The following is a 21,415-nucleotide window of genomic DNA, read 5'->3' as shown; positions in this document are numbered from 1 at the left end:
GTCGCCGAGGACTGCAACGACGCGCAGCCCGAGGTGAGGGACACCAACGCAACCGCCACCAGGGCAACCGCTTTTCGGCGCACGGGGGCCTACCTCCCGCCAAGGGGTGATCAAGGAATATCGCAGACCGTATTTCGCATACAGTCCGCAAGGCAAGGGCTCCGCCCACATAGCGGACAGGATTTACCTGACGATCAGATAACGGAGCGGCGGCACCGGGGCGACCTTCATGCAGGTACCACCCACCACGGGCCGCGGGGCCCCGGCGGCCTCCGGGCACCGCCCGGCCGTAGCCCGCCGTTCGTATACGGATGCCGAGACCGTCACCCTGCGCCACCGGCCACTGCCCCGGACCGGCTGCCGGCCGCCCGGCCTCCGGGGAGGCTTCGGCGGGGCAACCGCGCCGACCGCCTGCCGTGCGGCACCCTATGAGCCACCATCTCCCCTTTGTCATCACTTCGAGAGGCGGCGCGCACGTGCCCAGTGGTCTCCATGCCGACACCGTCGGCCCGGTGGATGTGGCTGTCATCGCCTTCGAGGGCAACACGTTCGACGGAGGAATCGTCCCGGCGCTCCGCGAGCTCCAGCAGGACGCGACCGTGCGCGTCCTCGACCTGGCCTTCGTCTCGAAGGCGGACGACAGCTCGGTCACCGTCGTGGAGCTGACCGATCCAGGTGTCGCCGAGACCCTGCGGCAGGTCTCGGACGTCCAGTTCGACCTGCTCAGCGACGAGGACCTGCAGACCGTGTCCGACACGCTCACGCCCAGGTCCTCGGCGCTCGTGGTGGCCTGGGAGAACACCTGGGCCGGCCGGCTGGCCGCCGCGATCCGGGCGTCATCGGGCGAGATGGTGCTGCTCGAACGCATCCCGCGGTCCACCGTCGTCGAGGCCATCGCCGCACTCGACGGCAAGTGAACAGAGACGAAGGAGACGGCCTGCCATGCCACGACGAATCGGACGCCCGGGCCTGCTGGGCACGATCGCCCGCACCGCGGTGATCTCGGGCACCGCCACCGCGGTGTCCAACCGGGTGGAGAGGCGCGACATGCAACGCCGGACGGAGTACCGGCCCCAGCAGGCACCCCAGGCGCCCGCTCCACCTCCGGCCGCTCCTGTCGCTCCGGCCGCCGGCCCGGACCGGGTCGCCCAGCTGACCCAGCTCGCCGAGCTGAGGACCCAGGGCGTCCTCACCGAGGAGGAGTTCGCCGCGGAGAAGGCCCGCATCCTGGGGTCCTGACGGGATCGCCCGCACTTCCGCCTCTCCGCCCGCCCGCACGTCCGCCCGCTCGATCGCCTCTCCGCCCGCCCGCACGTCCGCCTCTCCGCCCGCCCGCACGTCCACCCCCCCGGTCGGCCGCGCGGCCGCGTCCCGGCGGCGCCCGCCCCCCTCCCGGTACGGATACCGACCCATGCTCGGTCACCTTCGCGACAGAGTCCTGCCGGACCGTCAGCGCCGTTCCCTGGACGACCTCCAGGAGGACCTGGACCTGTCCTCGGGGGACAGCCAGGCCAAACAGTCGGCCTTCTGGACCATGCTCACGCTGTCCTCGGTCATCGCGGCGGGCGGCATCCTGACCGACTCCACCGCCACCGTCATCGGGGCGATGATCATCGCCCCGCTCTCCACGCCGATCATGGGTATCGCCCTCGGCGCGGTGCAGCGTCGCCGCACCTCGGCCGCCGCCTTCGTGGCGCTCGGATGTCTGCTGGTCGTCCTCGTGGGCGCGGCCGCCTCCCTCGTGGTGCCGCCCGCCTACGACCTGCTGAGCGACAGTCAGATCTCGGGCCGCACCTCCCCGGGCCTGCTGGACCTCGTCGCGGCCCTGGCCACGGGCTTCGCCGGCGCGGTGGCACTGGCGCGCAAGGACGTCGCCGCGGTGCTGCCAGGCGTGGCCATCGCCATCTCGCTCGTCCCCCCGCTGGTGGTCACCGGCGTGTGCGCCGGCCAGGCGGCGTGGTGGCTGGCGCTGGGTGCGCTGGTGCTCTTCGTGTCGAACCTCCTCGCCCTGGTCTTCGCGGGCATGGTGGTCTTCGCCACCCTCGGGCTCCCCCGGGCCGCCGAGGGCCGGCGGCGGGCTCCACGCCGCGCCTACGTCATGCTCGGACTGCTCTTCACCGCGGTGCTCCTCCCCCTGGCCGCCAACACCGTGGCCACCGTGCTGCTGAACACCTGGACCGCACGGACGAAGAACTCCGCGCAGCGATGGCTCTCGCACACGCCCGGCGCGACGGTCACCGGCGTCGACGCGCAGTCCCGGACCCTGTACGTCCACGTCCGCGGCCCCGGTGACCTCCCCCCGCTGAAGGACCTGCTGGACGATCTCGAAGGGGAGGTCCCCGACGGCGTCCCGATCGTGGTCGACTCGACGCGTGGTGAGCAGATCGCCGCCGGGAAGGTCGGAGGGTGAGGCGGAACGCCTCGTCCTCGTCCCGCGTCCCCGGCACCGCACCGGCCGCATCGGGGCTGCGCATCCACTCGGCGCGGGCGAGCATGGAGGACCGGACCGAACCGTCGAGAGGAACGAAGCCGTGCATGGTGAGTACAAGGTGCCCGGCGGCAAGCTGGTCGTGGTGGACCTGGACGTCGAGGAAGGCGTCCTGCGCCACGTGGGGGTGGCCGGTGACTTCTTCCTGGAGCCCGACGAGGCGATCCTCTCGATCAACGGAGCCCTGGAGGGGGCCCCTGCCTCGACGGACACCGCGGGTCTCGCGGCCCGGATCACGGCGGCCCTGCCCGAGTCGACCGTCATGCTCGGTCTGACCGCGGAGGGCGTGGGCACCGCGGTGCGACGGGCCCTCGCCCGTGCCACCGAGTGGAGCGACCACGACTGGCAGCTGGTGCACATGGAGCCGCAGGCGCCGGCCCTGCACATGGCTCTGGACGAGGTGCTCACCGCGGAGGTGGCCGCCGGGCGGCGGGCCCCCACCCTGCGCGTCTGGGAATGGGCCTCGCCCGCCGTGGTGATCGGCAGCTTCCAGTCCCTGCGGAACGAGGTGGACCCCGAAGGGGTGGCACGGCACGGCATGACCGTGGTCCGGCGCGTCTCCGGCGGGGGCGCCATGTTCGTGGAACCCAGCAGCACGATCACGTACTCCCTGTCCGTCCCCGAGTCCCTGGTCTCGGGCCTCTCCTTCGCCGACAGCTACGCCTACCTCGACGACTGGGTCCTGGGCGCGCTCGGCGACATGGGCATCAGGGCCTGGTACCAGCCCCTCAACGACATCGCCACCGACACCGGGAAGATCGCCGGCGCCGCCCAGAAGCGGATCGCCGGCCCCGACGGCGCTCCGGGAGCCGTCCTGCACCACGTGACGATGTCCTACGACATCGACGCGGACAAGATGCTGGAGGTCCTGCGCATCGGCAAGGAGAAGATGTCCGACAAGGGCACCAGGAGCGCCAGGAAGCGCGTCGATCCGCTCCGCCGCCAGACGGGCCTCGCGCGCGAGCAGGTGATCGAGAACATGATCGGATCCTTCCGCGGCCGATACGGGCTGACCACCGGCGAGGTCACGGCCGAGGAGATGGCCCGGGCGCAGGAGCTGGTGCGGACGAAGTTCGCCACCGAGGCGTGGACCGCGCGGGTGCCGTAGGAACGGATGACGTCGACGCGGGTGCTGCGGACGTGGGTGCCCGGCCGCCTCCCCCGCCCGGGAGGGGGCCGGGCACGCCGTCAGATCGCGTCCGGTTCCCGTCTCAGCACACGGCCGGGGCGGGCACCGGTCGTATCGCCGTCCCGCAGGACGAACTCGCCCGCCACCAGCACGTGTCGCGTCCCCACGGCGTACTGCCACGGCTCCGCGTACGTCGCCAGGTCGGCCACCGCCGCCGCGTCCAGCACCACCAGGTCGGCGACCATCCCGGCCGCCACGGTCCCACGGTCGGTGAGGGGCAGCCGGGATGCGGGCAGGGACGTCATCTTGCGCACGGCGTCGGCGAGTCCCAGCACGTCGCGCTCACGGACGTAGTGGCCGATGACCCGGGCGAACGTGCCGAAGTTCCGCGGGTGCGGGTGTCCGTCCCCAGGGGCGCGCAGCACCCAGCCGTCGCTGGCGACGGCGCTGCCGGGGTACCGCAGCACGGTGTCCACGTCGGCCTCCGCCATCGCGTGGTTGACGATCATCACCTCGCCCTGGTGCGCGGCCAGCACGTCCAGGACGGCAGCCGCGGGTTCCGTCTTCTCGTCGCGCGCGATGTCGGCGATGCTGTCGCCGACCCGGTCCTCGTAGCGGCCGGGGCCGAGCATGGCGATGACGACGCCCTCGGGCAGGAAGGTGCGTCCGACGGCGGGGCGCAGGTCGTCCAGGATCCTGACCCGCGTCTCCGGGTCCGCAAGGCGTTCCAGGAGTCCCGCCGAACCGCCGTCCATGGCCCAGTCGGGGAGCCGGGACGTCAGCCGGGTGGAGGAGGCGGTGTACGGATACACGTCGCACGCCACGTCGACGCCCTCGGCCAGCGCCGCCCCGATGAGGCCGAGCGCCGTGTCGACCTTGCCGTGGTTGGCCGGCCCCATGGCCTTGAGGTGGGATATCTGGAGCCGTACGCCCGACTTCCGGGCCACGAGCAGCGCCTCCTCGACCGCCTGGACGAGATGGTCCCCCTCGTCCCGCATGTGGGTGGCGTAGAGCAGGCCGCGGCGGGCGGCCTCGGTGGCGAGCGCGATGATCTCGTCGGTGCCGGCGAAGGACCCGGGTGCGTAGATCAGCCCGGTCGACAGGCCGAAGGCACCCTGCTCCGCGGCCGTCGCCAGGAAGGCACGCATCGCGTCCAGTTCGGCGGTTCCCGCCACGGTCCGCGCGTCTCCCATGGCTGCGGCGCGCAGGGCACCGTGGCCGACGAGCGGCACGATGTTGAGGGCCGGCGCGGCGGCGTCCACGGCTTCGGCGAAGTCGTCCAGATCGCGCCACTGCGCCCCCGCGAGTGTGCCGGGGCCGCCGGCGGCCGGGTCCTCGTCGGGCGCCAGCGGGAAGGGGCTCAGCCCGCAGTTGCCCGTCACCACCGTGGTGACACCCTGCCGCAGACACGCCTCGGCGTCGGGCTGCGCCAGTACGGAGAAGTCGGCGTGGGAGTGGAGGTCGATGAACCCGGGTGTGACGGTCAGCCCTGTGGCGTCGAGCACCTCGGACGCGCCTGCGTCCGGATCCGGGTCTCCGACGTGGACGATACGGCCCCCGCGCACACCGATGTCGGCGTACCTGGGTCCGGTCCCCGTACCGTCGAGCAGGGAGCCCCCGGTGATGAGCAGGTCGTAGGGCTTGGTCGGGTGGGACATCGGTTTCTCTCTTTCGCGACGTTCTTCCCGTACGGACGGTGCGTACGGGTCGGGTACCGGCGGCGCTCCACCGGTCACAGCAGCACCGTCAGGAGAATCGTGTACAGCGCACACGCGGGGATCAGCAGGGCCCATCCGGTGCACAGGAGATACGGGAGCCTGCCGGCCCGGGCGAGTCCCATGGCTCCCACCATGTTGGCGTTGGGCAGCGGCCCGTAGGTGTCGGCCTTGGAGGCCCACAGCAGGATGACCACCCAGGCCTCGGGACCGATGCCGAGTTCGGTCCCGAGCGGGCCGAACACCTCACCGATGAGCACCACCTGCGCCGCGGTCGCACCCGGGACGCCGACCCAGCCCAGCGCGGCCACGGCCAGCGCGAAGGGCAGGGCCGACAACCCGCTGAGGGCCGGTCCGTAGGTCTCCAGGACGACGTCGTACGGCTGCACCAGGTCGATGAAGCCGAACAGCGCGGCAAGCAGCCAGAACAGCAGGAGCATCGGCAGCAGGCTCCGCGCCCCGGTGAGGAACGCCTTGACGGCGCGCAGGGGCGAGAGCCGGGCGGCGGCAGCGGTGCACACGGCCATCAGGGGCAGGGCTGTCAGCGGGAAGGCCGTGCCCGCCTCGGTCAGGGCCGCGTACAGGACGGTGAGCGCGAGCACGGTGACGAAGGCCCAGGTGGCATGACGGGTGCGGACCGTGTCGGCGGGGTCGGCCGGACCGTCGCCCGTGGTGTCCTCGGTGACCTCGTCGGCCCGGTAGAAGTCGTCCTTGGCCGCGCTGCGCCGCTGCACCCAGGGCACGACGACGGCGGCGAGGAGCAGCGAGAGCACGGCCAACGGCCCCGCGCCGACCAGTACGTACGTCGGGTAGCCGGTGTCGGCGGTCTTCATGATCGCGATGTTGGATCCGGCGAAGGGGGCGAGGGCGAGGCCCGCGCAGCCGCCGAGGAACATGGTGGCCGCGGTCGCCGACCGGGTGAAGCCGGCCCGCGCGGCCACGGGGACGAGCAGCGGCGCGGCGATGGCGAGCGCCCCCGCGAGGGTGCCGAGGCCCGCGACGAGCACGAGGCAGGCGCACAGCATCCCGTACATCAGGGCGATCCGGCCGCGGCCGGCCGCGACGCGCAGGATGCCGCGGACCAGGGAGTCGGCGACGCCGGTGACCCGGAGCACCTCACCGACCGCCGCGCCGAGCACGATGATCAGGCCGATGACGGTGACCGGGTCGGTGACGGAGCTGCCGAGGACGTCGACGGTGTCGCCGGCCGGGGGCAGCGCGACGAGTGCGGCGCCCGCCACGGCGATCGCGGTGACGACCACGAGATTCATGCCGGTCAGCGCGAGGAGCGCGTAGAGGCCGATCGGCAGCAGCCCCCACATGGTGGGGGCGGCGCTGAGCAGCCCGGCCACCAGGCTTGCTGTGAGGGCGACCGCTGCGGCCGCCCACGGCAGCGCGCGCCGCATCGGGGAGGGCGGGAGGGGGGCGGTTCCGGCCGCGGGTCCGGTGGTGACGGACTGGGTCATGGGAAGTCCTTCTGGCGGGCGGGAGGTGGGGACGACGGGTGCGGGAACCACCCGCTCGTCAGGAGCCGGCTGCGGCAGCCAGGGACACCAGCGCGTCCGCGTGGGCCAGGCCGCTCTCCGCCGCGATCTCGTCGAGCGTCTGGGGTGCGCGGACCGTCGTCAGCCGTACGCCGCCGTCCCGTCCGGCCGTGAAACCGTGGACCGCGGGCCGGGGCAGGCTGTTGTACGCCCAGTGCGTCGAGAAGTAGTAGGCGCCGGTGTCGTACAGGACGACGAGGTCGCCCTCCTCCAGCTCCGGGAGTTCCCTGCCGTGGGCGACGACGTCCCCCGCGAAGCAGCAGGGGCCCGCGATGTCCTGGCGCAGCGGCGCGCCGGTCCGTGGGCCGCCCCCGGCGTCGAAGGCGCCGACCCGCAGCGGCCACGCCTCGGGCATCAGGACGGTGCGCGTGGCGGTCTGCGCTCCCGCGTGGGTGACGGCGATGCGCCGGCCGCCGGCGTCCTTCGTGTACTCGACGCGGGCGGCGATGAAGCCGTTCTTGGCGAGCAGGGAGCGGCCGAACTCCGTGACGAGCGCGTAGCGGCCGTCGAGGAGGTCCGGGACGGCCGCGAGGAGCGCCCGGGTGTACTCGGCGAACGTCGGGCGCGTCTCGTCGTCCTCGAAGTTGACGGGCAGTCCGCCGCCGATGTCAAGGCTGGTGATCTGCCGCCTTCCCAGCGTCCGGTTGATCTCCTCGGCCAGCCGGTGCGTCTCCGCGATGCCCTCGGCGATGAGTGGGAGCGGGCATCCCTGGGAGCCGACGTGGGCGTGGAGACGGGTCAGCCAGGGGCGTTCGGCGAAGGCGCGTACGACGCGCTCGCGCGCGCCCGGATCGCGCAGCGCCACGCCGAACTTGGAGGTCGCGGTCGCGGTGCTCATCGCTCCGATGGAGCCGCCTCCGACCTGGGGGTTGACGCGCAGTCCGACGACCGACGCGCTGTGCGCCGGGCGGAGTCCGTCGATGCGGCGCAGCTCGTCGAGGTTGTCGGCGTTGACCGCCACGCCCAAGGCGAGTGCCTCGCTGATCTCCCGCCGGGTCTTGGCGGGCGAGTCGAGGACGATCCGCGAGGGCGCGACCCCGGCGTCGAGGGCCAGGCGCAGCTCCCCCGGGCTCGCCACCTCGCAGCCCATGCCGAGGCGGGCGAGCAGCCGGAGCACGGGGACCAGGGAGGCGGCCTTGACGGCGAAGGTGTGGAGCACGTCGGGGGCACGGTCGAAGGCGGCGTGGAGGCTCGCGACCGAGGTACGGATGCCCTCGGTGTCGAGGAATCCGGCGACCGGCTGTTCCTCCGAGACGAGTCCGGTGGCGGCGGCCCGGCGCAGCACGGCGGAGACACGCCCGTCCGGGGAGAGGGAGTCCGGTTCCGGGGAGAGGTCCATGGGAGAAGTCACGGGGGGGGTCTTTCCGGTGGGGCTGTACCACGCGTGCGCGAGCGGCGTGGCGGGATGGGGAAAGACTGGTGTCCGCACCCCTCGCGCGTCTTCGTCGCCCGGGACAAACCAGCGGCGGCATTTTGGCCTTGGGTACGAACACCACCCCCAATCCCCTCAGATCACCCCGGTCAGCCGCACCGCCAAGGCCAGGACCAGCCGGGTGTCGGGGTCGTCGAGGTCGAGGCCGAAGCGCTCGCGGACCCTCCGCAGCCGGTACCGGAGGGTGTTCGGGTGCAGCGTCAGGCGCCTGGCGGCCCGCGGGACGTCCCCGGCGGTCTCCAGATAGGCCGCGAGGGAGCGGACGAGGTCACCGCCCGTGGCGAGGTCCGCGCGGATCAGCTCGTGCACGGGTCCCGCGCCCGCCTCCCACACAGGACGCACCGCGTCGAGCATGTGCAGGGCGTCGATGGTCGGCCCCACGTCGCCGGCACCCGCGTGCCGGACGGGGCGGGGGTCGCGCCCCCGGGCCTCCCGCTCACGCAGTGCCCGGACGACCTGTAGGGCCTTCGCGTACGAGAGCGGGGCGTCCAGTCCCGACCGCACGGTCTGTCCCGCGCCGATCCAGACGGGTGCCGTGCCCGGGATGCCGGCCGCCAGCGCGTCGAGCTCGCGGGCCAGGGCGAGGGCCTCGCGCCGGTCGTCGGCGTCGTCGCTCACGGGCAGCAGCACGGCGACCTGGTCCTGTTCGCGCAGGGCCCGTGCAACGGATCGCGACGCCGTGGCCTGGATCGCGAGCGCCTCCAGGGTCCGGTCGGCCCCCGCCTCCTCGGTGTCGCCTCGTACGGCGACGACGACGGCGCACGGGGTGTCGGGCGGAAGCCCGAGCGACCACAGGTGGGCGTGCCGGTCGCCGTCCCCGTGCAGCAGTCCGCGCAGGGCGTGCGCCTCGCGCCGCGCGGTTCCGCTCTCACGCAGCCGGTGCCGCAGCAGATGGGGCACGGCGAGGGCGGCGGCGCGGCGCAGCACCGCGGCCGCGTCGGGCGAGAGACGGCGGCCGTCGGCCGCCGCCCACAGCGATCCCAGCATCTCGCCGCCGCTGCGGACGGCGACGACGAGGCGTTCGGGGCTGTCGCCGTCGGCAGCCCGGTGGATGACGTCCTGGGAGGTCCACAGGGCGTGCAGCAGTCCGCTGCGGCGGAGTTCGGCGACACGCCGGTCGGGTACCCGGCCGCCCAGGATCGTGGACAGGCGCACCCCGTCCGCGCCCGGGCCCGTGGCGGAGTGGGCGAGGACGCGGAACCGGGTGTCCTCCACCGTGATGGAGCCCCGGCAGGAGCGGGCGGTGGCCGTGGCGAGGGCCGCGAGCCCGCCGTCGGCGACGTCGTCCGCGAGGAGGCCGGCGCGGCCTGCCGAGGCGAAGGCGGTCGCGGACCGCAGGAGCGCGAGGGTGTCGCCCCAGTCGGCCCACTCCGCGCGGGCGAGCAGCGCGATCCCGCACTCATCGGCCGCGTCGAGCGCCTCCGCCGGCACGGGCGCCCCCTCGGGCTCCCGCAGCACCACCGCGGCCGCGCCACGCCGGGCGGCCTCCCGTACCGCGGCCGGGTCCGGGGCGGGGCCGGCCGCCAGCACGATCCGGCCGTCGTACGGGCGGGCGGACCCTTCCTCGCCGATGATCACGCCGTGGACCGTGACGTCCTGCCCGGCGGGGGCGTGCAGCAGGCGCAGGACGCCGTCCTCGTCGTGGGCGAGGATCTGGCGGAGCGTGACGTGGTCCGGGGCGTTGCCGGTGGTGCCTGGCGTCATGCGCCGAGGATACGAGCGGGCGGCGCCGGGCCCGCGGACGGGACCACCAGGCGCAGTCGGCAGGGAGCGCGCAGGTCAGGGGCGGTGCCCGGCCCTCGTGTGGAGCTCGCGGTGCATCGCGCGCATCCGGTCGGTGAAGTCGGTGACCGGGCCCTGCACCTCCAGGCCCGGCACGACGGTGCGGATGTCCAGCGGGGCGACCGCCGGCGGTGCGACGCCGAGGTCACCGAGCCACTGTGCGAGCTCCGCGGAGGAGTGGGCGTAGACGATCTTCCCGAGGCCCGCCCACCCGTGCGCGGCCGCGCACATCGGGCAGTGCTCACCTGACGTGTACACCGCGGCCAGGGAACGTTCCCGGGGATCCAGGTGCTCCGCGGCCCAGCGGGCCAGTTCGAACTCCGGGTGCCGGGTCTCGTCGCCGGTGGTGCGCACCAGGTTGCGGGCCTCCCGCAGGACCTCGCCCCCTGCGTCCACCAGGACCGAACCGAAGGGCTCGTCACCCGCGTCGAGAGCTTCGGCGGCCAGGTCCACGGCTCGTGCCACGTGGCGGAGTTCGGCGTCGGTCAGCTGCGCGGTCGTCATGCTCGTTCTCTCTCCTCGGGGACGTCCCACTCGTGGGGCCCGGGACGGTGCCCGGATCCGGAGCGTGTCAGTCCGTTCCCTCGCTGTCCACGCGGCGTTCCGGACCGGGCCCTACAGCACCGCGATGCCGAGGGGCCGCTCGCCGGCCGCCACGCGCCGCACCTCGCCGGACGCGACATCGACGACACTGATGCCGTTCCCATACCCGTCCCGGGTGAAGCCGCCCGAGACGTACGCGGTGCGGCCGTCGGCCGAGACGGCGACGTCCTCGTGCGGGCCGTCCAGAGGGATGACGCGCTCCTGGCCGCCGGGCGAACGGACGGTCAGGGAGGGCCCTTCGTCCTCGGCGGGGTCGATCGGACCCGTTCCGACCACGTACAGGGTCCCGTCCTCGGTGACCGCCGCTCCGTGCTGGTGCGTGTCGGCGGTCATGCGCTCGATCCCGACCCGCCCGGTGCCGGGGTCGACCACCGCGAGGCGTTCCCCCTCGAAGGGGAGGAGGAGCGCGCCGTCCGAGGGCCGTACGGCCGTGTAGTGGGGCTTCAGCCAGGAACCGGCTCCTCCCTCCGTGCCGTAGGGAGCCACCTCGATGCGCCGGCTCCTCCAGGTGCCGGCGTCCACGACCGTGACGTCGAAGGAGTCGTGGCCGGTCGTGTAGACCTGCCGGCCGTCGTGCGAGACGTCGACGTCGAAGGGGCGGCGCCCGACCGGGACGGCGGCGACCACCCTCCGCTCCCCGGTGTCGACGACCTCCAGGGTGCCGTTCCCGCCGGGGACGTTCACCCCGACGTAGACCTGCTTCCCGTCCGGTGAGAGCGCGATCCCCATGCCGCCGCCCCGGTACTCCCCGGTCGTCACGGGGCCGGTACCGGTCTCGTACGGGATCAGCGCGGTGCGTTCGCGGGTGGCGGTGTCCACCGCGGCCACGCCTTCCGCCGTCGCCACCCACGCGGTGCCGTCGTCGGCGAGTGCGATCCCGTACGGGGCGGTGCCGACCTCCACCGAGCTCCGCCCGGGCCCTCCGTCAGGCTCCGAGGGATCGAGGAAGGTGACGGTGTCCGCCCCGAAGTCGGTGACGAGCAGCATGCCTTCGGACGTACGGGCCCGTCCGTCTCCGGCGGTCGCCGGCGCCGACGGCCGCGGGGTCGCCTCCACAGGGGCGGCTCCGCCGTCCGCGCATCCGGTGAGCGCCGCGCCGAGGAGCAGCGCCCCCGTGAGGACCACCGTCCGCCCCCGCACCGGCGTACGGTTGCCCGGCCGGGCGGAGGGGCCCGGGGTGGGTACGGCGCCGACGGTCCGGGGCACCTCTTCCGCCCTGTGTGTCATCGCGGACAGCTCCTCGTCGCCTCGTGCGGCTCGGCGGTGTCTTCGTCCGCCGTCCTCCACCCTGCCCCGTCCTCCCGCCGACGCCATCGGCCGGCCGTACGTACGCCGGGACGCACGACGGCTGAGGGCGGCGTCGTCCGATCGGCTGACCCCCGGACCCTCCGCCGGGCCCACGCACGACCGCCCCGGCGGGCGGATGCCTGCCGGGGCGGTCGTGCGTGCGGTGCGCGGCCGTGGACCGCTGCCGGGGGTCAGCCCAGCGTCGCGATGGCCTTGTTGAAGGTGGCCGACGGACGCATGACGGCCTCCGCCTTCGCAGGGTCGGGCTGGTAGTAGCCGCCGATGTCGGCGGGCTTGCCCTGGACGGCGACGAGCTCGTCGACGATGGTCTGCTCCTGCTCGGACAGCGTCTTGGCGAGCGGTCCGAAGGCCTCGGCGAGCGCGGCGTCGGCGGTCTGCTGCGCCAGCTCCTGGGCCCAGTAGAGCGCCAGGTAGAAGTGGCTGCCGCGGTTGTCGATGCCGCCGAGCTTGCGGCTCGGGGACTTGTCCTCGTTGAGGAAGGTGCCCGTGGCCTTGTCCAGGGTGTCGGCGAGCACCTTGGCGCGCGCGTTGTCCGTGGTCGTGGCCAGGTGCTCGAAGCTGACCGCGAGCGCGAGGAACTCACCGAGGCTGTCCCAGCGCAGGTAGTCCTCCTTGACCAGCTGCTGGACGTGCTTGGGGGCGGAGCCGCCGGCGCCCGTCTCGAACAGTCCGCCGCCGTTCATGAGCGGGACGACGGAGAGCATCTTCGCGCTGGTGCCCAGCTCGAGGATGGGGAACAGGTCGGTGAGGTAGTCACGCAGCACGTTGCCGGTCACCGAGATGGTGTCCTCGCCGCGGCGGATGCGCTCCAGCGAGAACGCCGTGGCCTCCTCCGGGGTGCGGACGGAGATGTCCAGGCCCTCGGTGTCGTGCTCGGCGAGGTAGGTGTTCACCTTGGCGATGAGGTTGGCGTCGTGCGCACGGCCCTCGTCGAGCCAGAACACGGCCGGGTTGCCGGTCGCGCGGGCACGGGTGACGGCGAGCTTGACCCAGTCCTGGATGGGCAGGTCCTTGGTCTGGCACATCCGGAAGATGTCACCGGCGCCGACGGTCTGCTCCAGCAGGACGTCGCCCTTGCCGTCGACGACCCGCACCGTACCGGTGGTGGGGACCTCGAAGGTCTTGTCGTGGCTGCCGTACTCCTCGGCCTTCTGCGCCATCAGACCGACGTTGGGTACGGAGCCCATGGTCGACGGGTCGAAGGCGCCGTTGGCGCGGCAGTCGTCGATGACGACCTGGTAGACGCCCGCGTAGCTGCTGTCGGGCAGGACGGCCAGGGTGTCGGCCTCGTCGCCGTCCGGGCCCCACATGTGGCCGGACGTGCGGATCATGGCCGGCATGGAGGCGTCGACGATGACGTCGCTCGGCACGTGCAGGTTGGTGATGCCCTTGTCGGAGTCGACCATCGCCAGGGCCGGGCCCTCGGCGAGCTCGGCCTCGAAGGACGCCTTGATCTCGGCGCCCGCGTCCACGGAGTCGAGACCCTTGAGGATGCCGCCGAGACCGTCGTTCGGGGTCAGGCCGGCCGCGGCGAGCACGTCGCCGTACTTGGCGAAGGTGTTCGGGAAGAACGCGCGGACCACGTGGCCGAAGATGATCGGGTCGGAGACCTTCATCATCGTGGCCTTCAGGTGCACGGAGAACAGGATGTCCTCGGCCTTGGCACGGGCGACCTGCGCGGTGAAGAACTCACGCAGCGCGGCGACGCGCATGACGGCGGCGTCCACGACCTCGCCGGCGAGGACCGGGACGGACTCGCGCAGGACGGTGGTGGTGCCGTCGTCGCCCGCGAGCTCGATGCGCAGCGATCCGGCCTCACCGATGACGACGGACTTCTCCGTCGAGCGGAAGTCGTCGACGCCCATCGTGGCGACGTTCGTCTTCGAGTCAGCGGTCCAGGCGCCCATGCGGTGCGGGTGCGCCTTGGCGTAGTTCTTGACCGACGCGGGGGCCCGGCGGTCCGAGTTGCCCTCACGCAGGACGGGGTTGACGGCGCTGCCCTTGACCTTGTCGTACCGGGCGCGGACGTCCTTGTCCTCGTCGGTGCGCGGGTCGTCCGGGTAGTCCGGAAGCGCGTAGCCCTGTTCCTGGAGCTCGGCGATCGCGGCCTTCAGCTGCGGGATCGAGGCCGAGATGTTGGGCAGCTTGATGATGTTCGCGCCGGGAGTCTTGGCCAGCTCACCGAGCTCGGCGAGCGCGTCATCGATACGCTGATCGGCCTTGAGACGCTCCGGGAAGCCGGCGATGATCCGCCCCGCCAGCGAGATGTCGCGGCGCTCCACCGTGACACCCGCGGTCGAGGCGTACGCCTCGATGACCGGCAGGAACGAGTACGTCGCCAGGGCAGGGGCCTCGTCGGTGTGCGTATAGATGATGGTCGAGTCAGTCACCGGGTGCTCCGCTCCACGTCTGCAACATTGCTTGACATCAAGATATCTCCTGACCGCCCCCCTCTCCACAGTGGCCCGCGCCCATGGCGGCGGAACCGGTCACTCCCGCCCGCCGGAGCCGGTGACGCCAGGGAGCCCGCGGGCGTCGACCAGCCCGGACCCGTGGGCGAGGACGACCAGCTGAGCGCGGTCGCGGGCGCCCGGCCCGCTCGTGGCCCCGGCGGACGGAGGTCCTGGCCGGGACGTCACTGACCACCATGTGGACAGCGTGCTCCTCGTCGGTCAGCACTCGTCGCCGCAGGCGCCGTCACGGCGGGCGAGCGCCGTCGGGGCCCGGGGCGGCGTCCCGGCCGGGGCCATGCGGGCCGGGTGGTCACCGCCCGCCGGGCGCAGGCGGGCGGTGCTCGTACCAGCGCCGGTCGTCCTCCAGCTGGGCGGCGAGGGAGATGAGCCGTGCCTCGCTGCGCGAGGGCCCGAGCAGCTGGGCGCCGAGGGGCAGACCGTCGCGGGTGAAGCCCGCGGGGACATTGACGCCGGGCCAGCCGAGGACATTCCACGGCCAGGCGTACGGGCAGGCGGAGGTCATCGCGAGGTCGGTGCGCCAGGCGCTGAGCCGGTCGAAGGCACCGATCCGCGGCGGCGGGGCGGCCGTGGTGGGGGTGAGGAGGACGTCGTATCCGGGGCCGCCTCGTGCCCGGGCGTCGAAGAAGGCACCGATCCTCGCGTGCTGGCGCACCTCGCGTGCACGGGCGGCGCGTACGACCCGGCCGCCGAGGCGGGTCCCGGTGCGCAGGGCGCTGCGGGTCCGCGGGTCCAGGAGGCCGGGTTCGGGGTGCAGCGCGGCGAGTTCGGCGATGCCCGCGGTGGCGCGCGGGACGAAGGAGAGGCCGATCAGGCCGTAGCGGGGACGTGCCTCCTCGACGTGGTGGCCGAGCCGGGCCAGGACCTCGGCGAGCGCGGCGACGGCACGCAGGACCTCCGGGTGGGGCGTGTTGCGGGTGAGGGTGAGCGGAGGCTGCAGAGCGAGGCCGATGCGGAGCCTGCCGGGGTCGCGGCGTGCCGCGGCGGACGCGTCGACGGCGGGCGGGCGGTGCGGGTCACGGGGGTGCGGGCCCGCCGCCGCGTCCAGCAGCAGGGCGGCGTCGGCCACCGTACGGGCGAGGGGGCCGTTGACGGTGAGGCCCTGGAAGGCGTCGCTCCGGGGGTGCACGGAGATCCGGCCGCGCTGCGGTTTGATGCCGACGAGGTGCGTCCAGGCCGCGGGGATGCGGATGGATCCCGCTCCGTCCGAGCCGAGCGCCGCGGGGACGAGCCCTGCCGCGACCGCCGCCGCCGAGCCGCCGGACGAACCGCCTGGCGTGTGAGCGGTGCTCCAGGGGTTGCGGGTGACGCCGAAGGCCGGCCCCTCGGTGAAGGCCCACTGCCCGAGCTCGCAGGAGTTGGTCTTGCCGACGACGACGGCACCGGCGGCCCGGAGCCTGCGGACGGCCTCGCTGTCGGAGCCGGCGGGCGGCAGCACACCGTCGCAGCCGAAGTAGGTGGGCATGCCCTCGACGTCGGTGTCGTCCTTCACGGCGACCGGGACCCCGAGCAGCGGCAGCCGCTCCCCCGCCTCCAGCCGCCGGTCGGCGTCGGCGGCCTCGGCGAGCGCGGCTTCGGCGCGCACCTGGCGGAAGGCGTTGAGGGTGTGCCGGCTCGCCTCGATCCGCGCGAGCGCCGCGGCGACCAGCATGGTGGAGGTCGTCCCGCCCTCGGCCAGATCCCGCGCACTGTCCGTGAGCCCGGGCCGGACGTCCGGCTCCGCCGGACCGACCGGTCCGGTCCGCTCCGTGGGATCCGCTGAGGACATCGTCACCGCCTCCTCGTGTCCGCCTGAGCCGCGGCCCCGGGGGCATCCGGGGTCCGCCCGAGCGGGTCTACTGGAGAGTAACGAGGCGGGGGGTCCCGCTCAAGCACGCCGCACGCGGAGCGGCGCCCGTCTCAGGGACGCGTTCTCCAGGGTCCGTCCTCCGGAACACGTGCTCCAGGACGCGCGCTCCGGGGACGGACACCGGCGGCGGGGCGGCGGTGCTACGGGCGTACGTGGATCTCGCCGATGCCCGAACCGAGTCCGGCACAGTGGGCGGTCGACTGCCCGGACTCCCCGGGCCCGAGCGTGACGTGCTCTCCGTCCACGTCGGGGGACCAGCCGCAGACCAGGTGGACCCAGAAGGTCTGCGTGGCCGAGCCGTCGTTCCTGCACAGCGCGTACCCGGTGTAGTCGTCGACGGCGTGCTTGCCGGTGTGGCACGACAGTCCGGGCGGGACGGCGGCGGGCGCGACGGCCACCGCCGCCGTGGCCGGAACGGCGAGCGCGGCCGCCGTGACGGCGACGGCCGCGCCTCGCACCAGCACGCGGACGGTGTCCCCCTTGAACAGCTTCTTCATGATCTCCCCTTGGCTCCGGTCGCGTTCCGGTGATCTTCAGGGCAGCCCTCCCCCACGTTCCGTAGCCGAAAACAGCGCCGAACCTCACCCTCCGTGCCCTGGACGCCCTCGCACGGAACCGTGCGCGGGCGTGCGTCGCAAGGCGGGTGAACCCTCTCCGCCCGGACCCGGAGCGGCCGGCCGTACGCGAGGCCGCCTGCCCGCCCAGCCGGGCAGCCGGGCAGCCGGGCAGCCGGGCAGCCGGGCAGCCGGGCAGCCGGGCAGAACCTACGTAGTCGATTACGTGGTTCCACCGACGCTTCGGGAAGGCGGCCCCGGGAGACTCACCCCCATGAGCTTCTGGCTTCCGGACCGAGCCGCGGTGTCGGGGCGGGGAGCTTGCTGACCCCTGCGGGGCAGCCGGCGCCACCTGCCCGACAGGCAGCGAATGCGGTCCGGTCGACAGAGCCCGCCTGACGATGGGAGAGTCCTCCGTTGGTTTCCAAGACGCGTGTCTTTCTGGGCATGCTGGTGCTCCTCGCGCTGGCCGTCGGCGCCATCGCCCTGCTCGCGGCCGTGAAAGCCGATGCCACCTGGTTCACAGTCGTTCCTCTCGGCCTCCTCGTCGTCGGCGCGTCCGTCGCCCAGTCGATGGGATGGTTCAACAAGAGAGTCAGATGACCGCACCCGCCCGCCGCGCACACGACCGCGCACGGGCGTACGCTCGCCTGAAGGGGTGACCCCCTCGCGAATCCGGCTCGCAAAGGTCCTGACCAGGACGTTTTCCGAGGAGGCGCCGTGACAGGTCAGCGCATCGCCGCCCGTGCCGCAGCCTGTGCGGCGGTCGTGGCACTCGCCGTCACCACGGGCACCGCGGCCCACGCGGACGACGACTTCGAATCGCTCCCCGCCCAGCAGATCGCGGACCGCTCGCGCGATGCCCTGCTCGACGCCCGGTCCCTCCATCTGCGGGCGGTGGGCGACCTGGGCGAGGGCCGGACCCCGATGACGATCGACCTGAGCCTCGACCGGTCGGGCAACTGCGCGGGCGACATCGACCTGGGCAAGGGCAAGGGCACCGTCGAACTCGTCAAGCGGGGCGACGACGTCTGGGTCAGGCCGGACGCGGACTTCTGGGAGAACCAGGTGCCGATCGGTGGCGAGACCTTCGCGTCCATCCTCGACGGGCGGTACCTGAAGGGCGACGTCTCCGACTCCAGGCTGCGCCCCGCCGTGTCCGCCTGCGACCTCGACGCGTACCGCGACCTCGTCTCGGAGAACGCCGACCCGGCCGGGGGGACGCTGACGAAGGGTGACGTGACGACGGTGGACGGCGTTCGGACCGTCCCGGTCACCAGGACGGACGACGGCCGCACGACCACGGCCTACGTGGACACCGGAGGGGCGCACCACCCGGTGCGGATCACCCTGCGCGGCGACAGCGCGGACGCGTCCGTGGACCTCTCGCGCTTCGACAGGCCGGTTCCCTCGGCCACTCCGTCCCCGGACGAGACGGTGGACGTCAGCACGCTCCTCGGCAAGACCTCGGCACCGACCTGAGGAAGCGCGTCCGTCGAGCGCCCGGTGGGCGACGGACGTCCCGCCGGGGGGCCTTCACCGTGCGGGTTCGTCCTCCATGGCGGCGGCGACCCTCTCGCAGAGCTCCGCGAACAGGGCACCCTCGCCCTCGGTCAGCACGGACGCGGCGAGCCGCCCGATGTCCTGGCGGCCCCGGGCGACCCGGGCGAGAAACGCCTCCCCCTCGGGGGTGAGCGAGGTGCTCAGCTCGCGCCGGTCCTCACCCGAAGCGGTCTGCGTCACCAGGTTCAGGTCCTTGAGCACGCGCAGCGCCTTCGACGTGGACTGCCGGGACACGTCGAGCACGGCGCTCAGTTCGGAAGGTCTCATGGCGCCCCGCACCCGCAGTAGTTCCAGGACGTCGTACTGGTGCCAGTTGACGCCCTCGGGGTTGGCGCGTGACCGCCGTGCGACCAGAAGGCACTGAAGGTGGATCAGGGCCGCCTCCAGACCGCTGGGTTCCGAGGACCAGGGGGACATCGAACCGTCTCGTGGAGTCATAGGCGCTTTCCGGTACGGAGGGTTACCGGTAGGGGACGTTCCACAATATCAAGAGGCCACGCCGATGACACGGCCGAAGCCTGCGGCCTGCGGCGGACAGCGGCCGCCGCCCCTCCGGACGCGCCCTCCGCGCGATCCGCCGCACCGCAGGGCGGACCAGGAGCCGGACGCCACGCTTCGCCCGAGGTCGGGGGCGGTCCCGAAAAATGGTTGCCCTGAGGACACCATCAGGAGCGTGCACGCCCGAACCCGGGGTACCGGAGTCCAAGGACCGGTCGGGGGCCGGCCGACTGCAACGCCCGAAGGATCGAAGCGGCTTCCGCACGGGAGCCGTCGCACCGTCCGGCCACCCCGGCCCGGCCCGCACACGGGTCAGGGAAGCCTCGCCTGTCCGATTCCTCTCCGGCGGGCGCCCGGTGGGCGGCCCCATTTTTCGATCAACTCGGCCCGCACCGCAGGAGTTTGACTTCGATACCGTTCTGTGATTAGCATCGGTTTCCAAGTGGAAACCATATTTCCAACAGCACGCTGAAGAATTCGATGCCCCGGCTCGCGATTTCTCGCAGTACGCCCCGGCGAGATCGCTGAAGCCATTCCTTCGGACAGCACGCCGAGGAGATCAGCGATGACGGAGAACATTTCCTCCCACTTATCAAAAGGCCCCCCTCTCGTCCTCACCACTCTTTTCGAGGACACAGTGAGGAACAGCCGCGAGGCCGTGGCTCTGGCGCTGGGCCCGCACCGCGTCACGTACGACCGGCTCAACCGGCGGGCCAACCGCATGGCCCGTCTCCTCGCCCGCCGGGGGGTGGCGAAGGGCGACCGGGTCGGGGTGCACATGCACCGGTCGGCGGACCTCTACGCCGTGCTCCTCGCCGCCCTCAAGGCCGGCGGGTGCGTGGTTCCGCTCGACCCCGCCCATCCCACGGAGTTCACCGGCCGCATCCTGGGTGAGGCGGGGACGTCGCTGGTCGTCTGCGACGACCCGCGCGACCTTCCCCGCAGCGCCCGTGAGCACGCCCTCGCCCTGGACGACCTCGTCCGGGAGAGCGAGGGACTGGACGACGGTGACACGGACCTCGGCATCGGCCCGGAGGACACCGCGTTCCTCATGTACACCTCCGGCTCCACCGGGACACCCAAGGGCGTCCGGATCGCGCACCGCGGACTGGCACGCCTGGGCCCGCACAGCGGAGCCCTCGCCATCACACCGCAGGACGGTCTGACCCAGTCGGCCGCCTTCTCCTTCGCCGCCTCGACCATCGAGATCTGGCTCGCCCTGCTGCACGGTGCCACGCTGCTGCCGATGCCGCCCGGGCTGCCGTCGCTCCCCGCGCTGCGCGAGGCCGTGGAGGAGCGGGGCGCGACCGTGCTCAGCCTGCCGTGCGGTCTGTTCAACGCCCTCGTCGACCACGAGCCGGAGTGTCTGAGGAAGGTCCGGATCGTGCTGCTGAGCGGCGACTTCCCCTCCCCCGCCCATCTGCGCAAGGCCCTGGCCCACACGGACGCGACGCTCTACAACGGCTACGGGTGCACCGAGAACTCCTCGATCACCGCCCTGTACCCGCTGTCCTCCGCCGACCAGGTGGACGGCGGGGGCATGGTGCCGATCGGCAAGCCGCTCCCGACGGTCACGCTGGAGGTCAACGACCCCGAGATGCGCCCCTGCGGCACCGACGAGGTGGGGGAACTGTGCGTGGGCGGGACCGGCGTGGCCCAGGGCTACGCCGACCGGCCGGAGCTGACCGCCGAGAAGTTCACCGCGGCACCGGACGGGGGGCTGCTCTACCGCACCGGCGACCTGGCGCGCCGCAACGCCGACGGCGACATCGTGCTCGTCGGGCGCTCGGACAGCATGGTGAAGATCCGCGGCTTCCGGGTCGAGACCAGCGCCGTGACCCTGGCGATGCGCTCCCTCGACGGGATCGGGGACGCGGCGGTGAAGGCGTTCGAGGACGGCGCCAGGGAGAAGCGCCTCGTCGCCTTCTACACCACCCGTGACGGCGCGCCGGCCGACCCCTCGGACCTGGTCCGCCGGCTCTCCCGGCAGGTGCCCTCCTACATGGTCCCCTCCGCGTTCCGGCATCTCGACGCGATGCCGACCAACGTGAACGGAAAGATCGACCGCACCGCTCTCACCCTTCCCGGACGGTCCGGCACCCACGACCGGATGTCCACCGAAGAGAAAGGCCGAACCGTCATGCAGAGCCCGCTCGAAGCAGTCGTCCTGCAGTCCTGGATCGAGATCTCCGGAATGGAGGGATTCTCGACCACCGATTCCTTCCTCGGCCATGGCGGGAACTCCCTCCATTTCGTGCAACTGGCCTCCCGCCTGCAGAAGATATTCGGTATCGAGATCACCACCGAATCGGTTTTCCGGCACGGGACGGTGGAACAGCTGGCCCGTTTCGTCGAGGAGAGCCGGAATCAGGAGGCGAGCACCTCGACGTCCGGCGGCTGACGGAGTTCCCGACAGCGGCCGGCACCCGCATGTGCCCGGTCGCGTGACGTCTCCGGAGGGCGACGGAACCGTGAACGA

General features: G+C 72.9%; 17 protein-coding genes. 7 read left to right on the top strand and 10 right to left on the bottom strand.

The window, feature by feature from the left end; genetic code table 11:
• The first annotated feature begins 512 nt into the window (after positions 1-512).
• The 4 genes from ACFC51_RS15105 to ACFC51_RS15090 all read left to right on the top strand — a co-directional run bounded on the left by ACFC51_RS15105 (position 513) and on the right by ACFC51_RS15090 (position 3,596).
• On the top strand, positions 513-917 hold the full coding sequence (locus ACFC51_RS15105; RefSeq protein ID WP_376528968.1) for a DUF6325 family protein: 405 nt from the start codon (positions 513-515) through the stop codon (positions 915-917).
• Between the two features lie 25 nt (positions 918-942).
• Positions 943-1,239 carry an SHOCT domain-containing protein gene (locus tag ACFC51_RS15100; RefSeq protein WP_376528966.1) on the top strand — a complete coding sequence of 99 codons (297 nt, stop codon included), beginning with the start codon at positions 943-945 and terminating at the stop codon, positions 1,237-1,239.
• Between the two features lie 172 nt (positions 1,240-1,411).
• Entirely contained in the window at positions 1,412-2,410 is a 999-nt protein-coding gene (locus tag ACFC51_RS15095) for a DUF389 domain-containing protein (protein WP_376378393.1), read from the top strand.
• Positions 2,411-2,531: 121 nt separating this feature from the next.
• Positions 2,532-3,596, top strand: a complete 1,065-nt coding sequence (locus ACFC51_RS15090; RefSeq protein ID WP_376378390.1) for a biotin/lipoate A/B protein ligase family protein — start codon at positions 2,532-2,534, stop codon at positions 3,594-3,596.
• A gap of 80 nt (positions 3,597-3,676) precedes the next feature.
• Here ACFC51_RS15090 and ACFC51_RS15085 read toward each other — a convergent pair whose 3' ends face one another.
• The 9 genes from ACFC51_RS15085 to ACFC51_RS15045 all read right to left on the bottom strand — a co-directional run bounded on the left by ACFC51_RS15085 (position 3,677) and on the right by ACFC51_RS15045 (position 16,818).
• Positions 3,677-5,275: an amidohydrolase family protein gene (locus tag ACFC51_RS15085; RefSeq protein WP_376528963.1), complete on the bottom strand. Its 1,599-nt coding sequence runs from the start codon at positions 5,273-5,275 to the stop codon at positions 3,677-3,679.
• 74 nt (positions 5,276-5,349) lie between these two features.
• Positions 5,350-6,798 carry a Na+/H+ antiporter NhaC family protein gene (locus tag ACFC51_RS15080; protein ID WP_376378385.1) on the bottom strand — a complete coding sequence of 483 codons (1,449 nt, stop codon included), beginning with the start codon at positions 6,796-6,798 and terminating at the stop codon, positions 5,350-5,352.
• A gap of 58 nt (positions 6,799-6,856) precedes the next feature.
• The gene (locus tag ACFC51_RS15075) at positions 6,857-8,215 is read right to left on the bottom strand and encodes a diaminopimelate decarboxylase (protein WP_376378437.1); all 1,359 of its coding nucleotides are present in this window, start codon (positions 8,213-8,215) and stop codon (positions 6,857-6,859) included.
• Between the two features lie 168 nt (positions 8,216-8,383).
• The gene (locus ACFC51_RS15070) at positions 8,384-10,012 is read right to left on the bottom strand and encodes a PucR family transcriptional regulator (RefSeq protein WP_376528961.1); all 1,629 of its coding nucleotides are present in this window, start codon (positions 10,010-10,012) and stop codon (positions 8,384-8,386) included.
• A gap of 75 nt (positions 10,013-10,087) precedes the next feature.
• Positions 10,088-10,594, bottom strand: coding sequence for a nucleoside deaminase (locus ACFC51_RS15065; RefSeq protein WP_376528959.1), 507 nt, complete (start codon positions 10,592-10,594; stop codon positions 10,088-10,090).
• 111 nt (positions 10,595-10,705) lie between these two features.
• Positions 10,706-11,920, bottom strand: a complete 1,215-nt coding sequence (locus ACFC51_RS15060) for a YncE family protein (protein ID WP_376378376.1) — start codon at positions 11,918-11,920, stop codon at positions 10,706-10,708.
• A gap of 251 nt (positions 11,921-12,171) precedes the next feature.
• A complete protein-coding gene (locus ACFC51_RS15055) occupies positions 12,172-14,391 on the bottom strand; it encodes an NADP-dependent isocitrate dehydrogenase (RefSeq protein ID WP_376378447.1) in 2,220 nt (739 codons plus the stop codon).
• A 373-nt stretch (positions 14,392-14,764) separates the two neighbouring features.
• Positions 14,765-16,240 carry an amidase gene (locus ACFC51_RS15050; protein WP_376378450.1) on the bottom strand — a complete coding sequence of 492 codons (1,476 nt, stop codon included), beginning with the start codon at positions 16,238-16,240 and terminating at the stop codon, positions 14,765-14,767.
• A gap of 221 nt (positions 16,241-16,461) precedes the next feature.
• Positions 16,462-16,818, bottom strand: a complete 357-nt coding sequence (locus ACFC51_RS15045; RefSeq protein WP_376378453.1) for a hypothetical protein — start codon at positions 16,816-16,818, stop codon at positions 16,462-16,464.
• 474 nt (positions 16,819-17,292) lie between these two features.
• Between ACFC51_RS15045 and ACFC51_RS15040 the strand changes: the two genes are divergently transcribed.
• Positions 17,293-17,478: a hypothetical protein gene (locus ACFC51_RS15040; RefSeq protein ID WP_376378456.1), complete on the top strand. Its 186-nt coding sequence runs from the start codon at positions 17,293-17,295 to the stop codon at positions 17,476-17,478.
• Positions 17,479-17,595: 117 nt separating this feature from the next.
• Positions 17,596-18,357 carry a hypothetical protein gene (locus ACFC51_RS15035; RefSeq protein ID WP_376378459.1) on the top strand — a complete coding sequence of 254 codons (762 nt, stop codon included), beginning with the start codon at positions 17,596-17,598 and terminating at the stop codon, positions 18,355-18,357.
• A 54-nt stretch (positions 18,358-18,411) separates the two neighbouring features.
• Here the strand turns inward: ACFC51_RS15035 and ACFC51_RS15030 are convergent, their stop codons facing one another.
• On the bottom strand, positions 18,412-18,876 hold the full coding sequence (locus ACFC51_RS15030) for a MarR family winged helix-turn-helix transcriptional regulator (protein ID WP_376378461.1): 465 nt from the start codon (positions 18,874-18,876) through the stop codon (positions 18,412-18,414).
• Positions 18,877-19,501: 625 nt separating this feature from the next.
• Here ACFC51_RS15030 and ACFC51_RS15025 point away from each other — a divergent pair.
• Entirely contained in the window at positions 19,502-21,337 is a 1,836-nt protein-coding gene (locus tag ACFC51_RS15025; protein WP_376528957.1) for an amino acid adenylation domain-containing protein, read from the top strand.
• Positions 21,338-21,415 lie beyond the last annotated feature (78 nt).

Source organism: Streptomyces sp. NPDC055962, from assembly GCF_042270185.1.
Classification (GTDB): domain Bacteria; phylum Actinomycetota; class Actinomycetes; order Streptomycetales; family Streptomycetaceae; genus Streptomyces.
The sequence above is the reverse complement of the archived record's forward strand: the minus strand, read 5'-3'. Positions and strand labels throughout refer to the sequence as shown.